Origin of the sequence: Nonomuraea sp. NPDC049784, assembly GCF_040659615.1 — a bacterium.
Classification (GTDB): domain Bacteria; phylum Actinomycetota; class Actinomycetes; order Streptosporangiales; family Streptosporangiaceae; genus Nonomuraea.
Genome location: NZ_JBFAMX010000599.1, coordinates 1 through 6,327, shown reverse-complemented (window position 1 = coordinate 6,327; position 6,327 = coordinate 1). Strand labels below are relative to the sequence as shown.

Here is a 6,327-nt window from a genome sequence, read left to right as displayed (position 1 = left end):
CCCCGAGCTCACGCGCCTGCCGCGGCGGGGGTGAGGCGTGATGCCCATCGCCGCAGCCATCGCGGTCATCGTCGTCGGCGCCGTCCTCACCTTCGCCTTGGCGGACGGTTCGGTGGGCGGCGTCGACCCGCGCATTGTCGGTGTCATCCTGATGCTCGGCGGCGGCGTCGGGCTGCTGCTGCCCCTGCTGCGCACCAGGTCACGCTGGAGTCAGTCGACGGTCCGCAGCCTCCAGGATGTCATCGACGACCGCATCGACGACCGGCCGCCACCCACCCTGGTCGATCCACCCGGCGGTGACGGCAGGCCGGGTGGTATCCGCCGGGCCCCGGACGATCGTCGTCTCTGAAAGAGGGGAAGCGCCAAGGCCGTCTCGGAGACCGCATCCGATACGAAGCCGTGCGGTACGGCCCGCCCGTTCTGGCGGGTGGCCGGTCCGCCCGTGGCCGCCCTGGCTGGGCGGTCAGGAACGGTCGGCACGCCAGTATCGGCGTGCAGCGGCCGGTCATCAACCGACGTCCCAACCCGCTGCCTTTGCCCCGTCCTCACCAGTCTCGCGCGAAGGCATCGACATCTGCAGGAGGCATACATGTCCATCGTGACCATTCTCTGGGCGGCCGTCGCTGTGGCGGTGATCCTGGCGCTGGCCATCGGCTACGTCCTGCTGCGCCAGCGCCGGCAAGGCCTTCACCGGCGCTTCGGCCCCGAATACGAGCACACCCTGAACGAACAAGACAGTCGCGGTGAGGCCGAGCAGGAGCTGCGCGCCCGGGAGAAACGCTTCGCCACCCTCGACATCACGCCGCTCACCCCCGCCTCCCGGCAGACCTACGCCGGGCAATGGACCACGCTCCAAGAGCGGTTCGTGGACGCCCCAGGTCCCGCCGTCACCGAGGCCGACGAGCTGGTCACGGCCGTCATGGCCGAGCGCGGATATCCCACCGAAGACTTCCGGCAGCAGCTGGCGGACCTGTCGGTGGTGCACGGCCGTACCCTGCACCACTACCGCCAAGCCCACGAGGTCAGGCGGTGCGCCACCTCCGGCGAGGCCTCCACCGAGGACCTGCGGCAGGCCATGGTGCACTACCGCGTCCTGTTCGAGGAACTCCTCGACGACGGCGGGCACCACCCCCAACCGGCCGAAGCCCGCCACGAGCAACCAGCACTGGCCGACGACTCCCAGCAGAGGTGACTCGACATGGACATCCGCAACGACCCCGAACGCCTTGATGAGCGCCTCGACGAATTCGCCGACACACCCCCGCTGCGGCCCGTACCCGTCGACAAGCACGACAACGACGCCCAGCCGGCGACACCGTCTGACCAGGTCGTCTCCGACCAGACGGACCAGCGACCACCCGCACCCGCATCGCCCGCACTCGCGGTGTCTCTGCTCGGCAGCGACCCGGCCGATGTCCAGGACCGCTGGCACGACCTTCAGGCACGTTTCGTCGACGATCCCCGCGATGCGGTGCAACGCGCCGCCTCGCTCCTGGACGAGATGGCGGCCTCGGTCCACCAGGCGCTGGAAAGCCGCATCCGTGAGCTGCAGGACCTCTGGAAGAACACCCGGCACCACGACACCGAGCAGCTGAGACTGGCTTTGCGCTCCTACCGCGACGTCATGCACCGGCTGCTGCCACTCGCCGACGAGCAGGCGACCCGCTAATCCCCGCCCATGCCGACAGGGTGAACGCTGACGTCGGCGGTCCTGCACGTCCCGCCGGCTTGACCGCCCTTGCCCATCGGCCGGCCGGTGGGCGGCTGCGCGGCACCGGAAACAAAGGAAAAAACAGATGGCCGTCCTGGACATTCCTCTGGAGCAGATGACCGCCGAAGAACTCCTGGTCGAAATGGTCAGGCCGCAGACCCCAGAGTCGCATAAGATCCGGCTGCGTGAGCGGCTGGTGGAGACACACGCCTGGATGGCCAAAGCCCTCGCGCGCCGCTACCGCAACCGGGGCGAACCCATGGAAGACCTCCTGCAGGCCGCCTACGTCGGCATGATCAAGGCCATCAACGGGTTCGACGCCGGCCTCGGCCACGACTTTCGCCGCTACGCGACCGTCACCATAGCGGGCGAGGTCAAACGCCATTTCCGGGACCGCGCGTGGGCCATCCGGGTTCCCCGCGTCCACCAGGAACGCCGCTCGCAGCTGATCAGGCTGTCCGCCGACCTCAGCCAGGCCCTGGGCCGCTCGCCGACCGTCGCCGAACTGGCGGCCGAAATGGGTCTGTCGCAGGAAGACGTCCTGCTGACGCTGGACGCCTCGACCGCCTACAGCGCCCTGTCGCTGGACGCCCCCTTCGACAACCACGACGGCCACCGCGCCAGCCTGGCCGACATCCTGCCCTGCACCGACGAAGCACTGGACACCCTCATCGGCACGCAGTCCGTCAAGCCGCTCATCGACGCCCTGCCCACGCGCGAGAAGCACATCCTGCTGCTGCGCTTTTACGGCAACCACACCCAAGCAGAGATCGCCGCCGAGATCGGACTCTCCCAGATGCACGTCTCCCGCATCCTGCGCAACGTCCTGGGCCAGCTACGCACGGCACTGACCGACTAACCGAGCGACTGACCGAGCGACTGGCCACATCTGGAGGGCTGTGATGAAGGTGAAGAGCGACGTCAAGTCCGCGGGCCGCCAGGCGGCCTCAAGCCGCTGGCTGGAGTGGCCGGCCCGGGCGGGGTTCGTGGCGTGCGGCGTCAACTACCGGCTGATCGGCGTGCTGACGGTACAGATCGGTGTAGCCCTCTGTGTCGGCGGTGAGGCGGCCGACGCCTCAGGAACGATGCACGCCGTCGTCGCCTATCCCGGTGGGTTCATCGTCTTATGGCTGGTCGCCATCAGTTTCGCCGGGCTGGCGTTGTGGCGGCTGGCCGAGGTGCCTACGGGCAGGCCAGCCCGAACGGGAGAACGGCCGTCAAGCGGCTGGCATCACTGGCCCGCGCCGCCCTCGCGCTGACCGGCGCTCAATCCCCGCAAGCGCCGCCGGGCGGGTGTTGGTGATCGGCGGCGACGATGAGCCTTTCTGACTTCGCCCGTATCCGCACGGCGGCGAGGGGCGTTGACTGAGAGGTGTCCGGCTGCCAGCCTGAGGCGGTGAGCCGCATGGATGCTCGGGCGCCCGGCTGCTCGCAGCACACCCCGGCCAAGGCCTCTTCAGGTCTTTGGGGGACGTCGTGGCCACCATCCAGGCCGGCACCGGCACCGGCACCGGCACCAGCAGCTCGTCCCCGCCCGTGGCCGGTCCCGCCGGGCCGGTGCTAGCGGGCTCGGCGCTGGTGGCCTTTCCCAGCCTGAAATCACTGGCCAGACAGGCCATACCACGCCTGCTAGAGGCGGTCATCATCCCGCTCGCGCTGTCCTACACCGCGCTGGCCGCCTTCGGCCTGAACGGCGCACTGGCCGCAGTGCTCGCCTGGGCCTACGGCAGCCTGGCCTGGCGGCGGCTGCGTGGCCGCCCCCTTTCCCCGAGCATGATCCTTGCCACCGTCGCGATCACCGTCCGCGTCTCGCTGGCGGCCTGGAGCGGCAGCGCGATCATCTACTTCCTGCAACCCGAGCTGGGCACCATCTGCTTCAGCATGGTGTTCCTTGCCTCGGTATGGCTGCGCCGCCCGCTGGTCGGCAAACTGATCGGCGAATACGTTCGGCTCCCCCAAGCTGTCATGGCGCATGAGCGCATCCGCCGCTGCTTCGTCCAGCTCACCCTGCTGTGGGCGCTGGTCCTGTTGGCGAACGCCACCTTGAGCATCTGGCTGCTGCTGTCCGCCACGCTCGGCACCTACCTGCTCGTCCGCCCCATCACCGTCGCGCTCATCAGCGTGCTCGCCTTCACCTGCTCGGTGACGCTCTTCCTGCGGGCGCTCCGCCGTCTCGGCCTCCAGACCAGAACCGACCACTGCCGCTAACACGGCAGCACCGTACAGTCCGGCTCCCCTGGCAGGTCCTCCCCCACGAAGCTGCCAGCTCCTACCTGCCCGAGACGCTCAACAGGGAGGGGATGAAGATGGGGGAGGGGGTCCTGGAGGCATATCGTTTTGGGCTGCCGGCGGGCTCTCCACGGGCAGAGGAGCTGGTCGTTCGCATGGCGAACGCGACCGCCGAGGTCTTCGGCGGGCAGGCCACGGCCGAGTCACGTGATCGATTGGCCGCGGCCTTCCTGCTGCTCGAGACGATCCAACGCGAAGATTCCCAGGAGGAGGCCCGGTACGCCACTCATGGCAGGTACCTGCCTCTGGTGGCCCTGATCAACGAGACCCCGCCCAGTACGGGCGAGGAGGGTCCTGCGCTCTTCGCGTGGATTGCAGCGGCTCTTCGTGCTTCGGCCCGGCGAGAGGGTGAATCAGGTACGCCGGAAAGAGGAGCCGGGCGAGGCCAGTAGCCGACGCGATCGTGCTGGAGAACAGTAGGAGCCGGCGTTCAGGGCTCCTACGCGCCAGGGTAGGGCTCGGACGCGCATGCAGGAAACGATCATTGTCTCCTCGGGAAGCGATCTTCTCGACATCTCCTCCATCCCAGGCCGGCCCAGCTCGTGAACACCCCCTTTCCAGGGGGAAAGGCAAGAAGCGGTCCGGCAGGCCGTGTTCATATCGTGGCACCCGTGGTCTGTATTCGTTTGTGCGGGAAGATTGATGGTCACTTTGTGTGGTCTCCGGTGGCGTAACCGCTCCAAGGTGATCCGGCGAGTGCGGCCTGGCGTGTGGTGGCTTGAGGGCTGTAGCCGAGCATCGTGGGGGCAGGTGCTTTTGTAGTCGAGCTCGCCGGCCACGCGCGCGACGATGAAGTCGGTGCAAGCCGATCGAGACGGTGAAGTGCTCGGCGGAACCGCCGTCCCTTCCGTGGGACATCATCCTTGGCCTTCATACAGACACCGAGCAACTTCGGCAGGGGCGGTGGGGGGCGGTGCGGGGGCAGTGTGGAGTCGCGACGAAGGTACAGGCGGGGCCGGGAGTGGCCGTCCGGGTGGTGGCACACCTCGAGGTCACGGCGGATCTGACCGAGTGGCCAGGTCGGTGACATCGCCGGTGGAGCTGGTGGCCGCCAGCGCGGTGGCGAACAGGATGAGCTGGTTGAGCACTTTGAGGAAGAGCAGCATCGCCACCGCTCCGGCGACGACCTGGTAGGCGGGATTGGCGGCGGTGAGGTTGAGCAGGGCTTGGCCGAGGGTCTTGAGGATCTCCAGACCGATCGTGATGACGAGCGCCGGGCCGATCACCCGACGCAGCGGCAAATGCAGCCGTGGTGGCGCGGTCAGCAGCGCCATGGCCAGTAAGGTGTTGATGCCGATGCCCAGCACGAAGGCCGCCACCGACAACACCCACCGGGCGGGGGCGGCGTCCACACCCACAGTGTTCACCGCAAGCCAGGTCAGCACCCACTCGGCGACGAAGGCGACAGTGAGCGACAGGGACAGCAGCACCCCGAGCCCGGCCACCACGCCCAGGTCGATGATCTGGCGCAGGAAGAAATTGCCCGGATACTCCTCGAGCCGCCAGATCGCCCTGGTCGCCGAGCGCAGCGTGTCCATCCAGAACAAGCCCGTCAGCGGCAGCACCACGCAGGCCACCAGCCCAGCCGTTCCCCCGGCATTGCGAAGCGCTTGGACGTCCAGGCGCGGGAAGGTGTCGCTCAGGTAGCGCTGCACCTCGGCCAGCGCCGCCGGATAGTCCAGGATGCGACCGAGGATGGCGAACCCCAGCAGGCCCAAGGCGAAGGTGGCGAAGAAGGCGTAGTAGGTGAGGGCGGCCGACAGCCGGCCGGCGTCGGCCTTGTCGTAGCGGATCAGGGCGCGCACCGTGTGATCCAACCAGCCGTGCCGGCTCCTCGCGCGGTTCCAGCCTGTCGCCATCCGGCCGGCCCAGCGCCGGGCGGCGCTCATGGCCGGGGCCGGTACGTTGGCGGAATGCGGCCGTGATCGCGCGCCGCGGTCGTGTCACAGAAGATGGCTCACCGTGCCGTTGTGAGGAAGCTGGTAGGGCGGAATGACCCTACCCGTGACGCACTTTCTATTTTTCCAAACATTTCCCTGATTTGAAGCTTGAAAGCGCGCCTATCCCCGCCCGGTGGGGAAGTTTCCCGTGCATGGATTCACCTCAGGAGCGCCTGTTGCGGTTAGTGCCTGCGACGCTGGCGAGGGTGGCCGCGTGGTGCGCGTGTCTGATCGTCATCGGCATCGTGGCCAACTATGTGTTCGGCTTCGTGGCGACGATGCGCATCGTCGCCCTGCCGGTGGCGGTCGCCCAGCTGCTGACCGCGCTGCTGTTCCCGCTCACCCGGCACCAGAGATCGGTAGAGCGTCGGGTAGGGGAAGAGTGTG

At 68.1% G+C, this 6,327-nt stretch carries 7 protein-coding genes and 1 pseudogene; 7 read left to right on the top strand and 1 reads right to left on the bottom strand.

What is annotated here, in order from left to right:
• Positions 1-37 precede the first annotated feature (37 nt).
• The 6 genes from AB0J09_RS53070 (at position 38) to AB0J09_RS53045 (ending at position 3,919) form a co-directional block, all read left to right on the top strand.
• A complete protein-coding gene (locus AB0J09_RS53070) occupies positions 38-349 on the top strand; it encodes a hypothetical protein (protein WP_360709672.1) in 312 nt (103 codons plus the stop codon).
• A 240-nt stretch (positions 350-589) separates the two neighbouring features.
• Entirely contained in the window at positions 590-1,192 is a 603-nt protein-coding gene (locus AB0J09_RS53065; protein ID WP_360709670.1) for a hypothetical protein, read from the top strand.
• A 6-nt stretch (positions 1,193-1,198) separates the two neighbouring features.
• A complete protein-coding gene (locus AB0J09_RS53060) occupies positions 1,199-1,669 on the top strand; it encodes a hypothetical protein (protein ID WP_360709668.1) in 471 nt (156 codons plus the stop codon).
• 127 nt (positions 1,670-1,796) lie between these two features.
• Positions 1,797-2,570, top strand: coding sequence for a SigB/SigF/SigG family RNA polymerase sigma factor (locus AB0J09_RS53055; protein ID WP_360709665.1), 774 nt, complete (start codon positions 1,797-1,799; stop codon positions 2,568-2,570).
• Between the two features lie 43 nt (positions 2,571-2,613).
• On the top strand, positions 2,614-2,970 hold the full coding sequence (locus tag AB0J09_RS53050) for a DUF1206 domain-containing protein (protein ID WP_360709663.1): 357 nt from the start codon (positions 2,614-2,616) through the stop codon (positions 2,968-2,970).
• Between the two features lie 217 nt (positions 2,971-3,187).
• Entirely contained in the window at positions 3,188-3,919 is a 732-nt protein-coding gene (locus tag AB0J09_RS53045) for a VC0807 family protein (protein WP_360709661.1), read from the top strand.
• A 1,073-nt stretch (positions 3,920-4,992) separates the two neighbouring features.
• Here the strand turns inward: AB0J09_RS53045 and AB0J09_RS53040 are convergent.
• The gene (locus tag AB0J09_RS53040; RefSeq protein ID WP_360709659.1) at positions 4,993-5,805 is read right to left on the bottom strand and encodes a YihY/virulence factor BrkB family protein; all 813 of its coding nucleotides are present in this window, start codon (positions 5,803-5,805) and stop codon (positions 4,993-4,995) included.
• 320 nt (positions 5,806-6,125) lie between these two features.
• On the opposite strand from AB0J09_RS53040, the pseudogene AB0J09_RS53035 reads away from it, so the two are divergent.
• A pseudogene (locus AB0J09_RS53035) lies at positions 6,126-6,327 on the top strand (AI-2E family transporter); the annotation flags it as partial.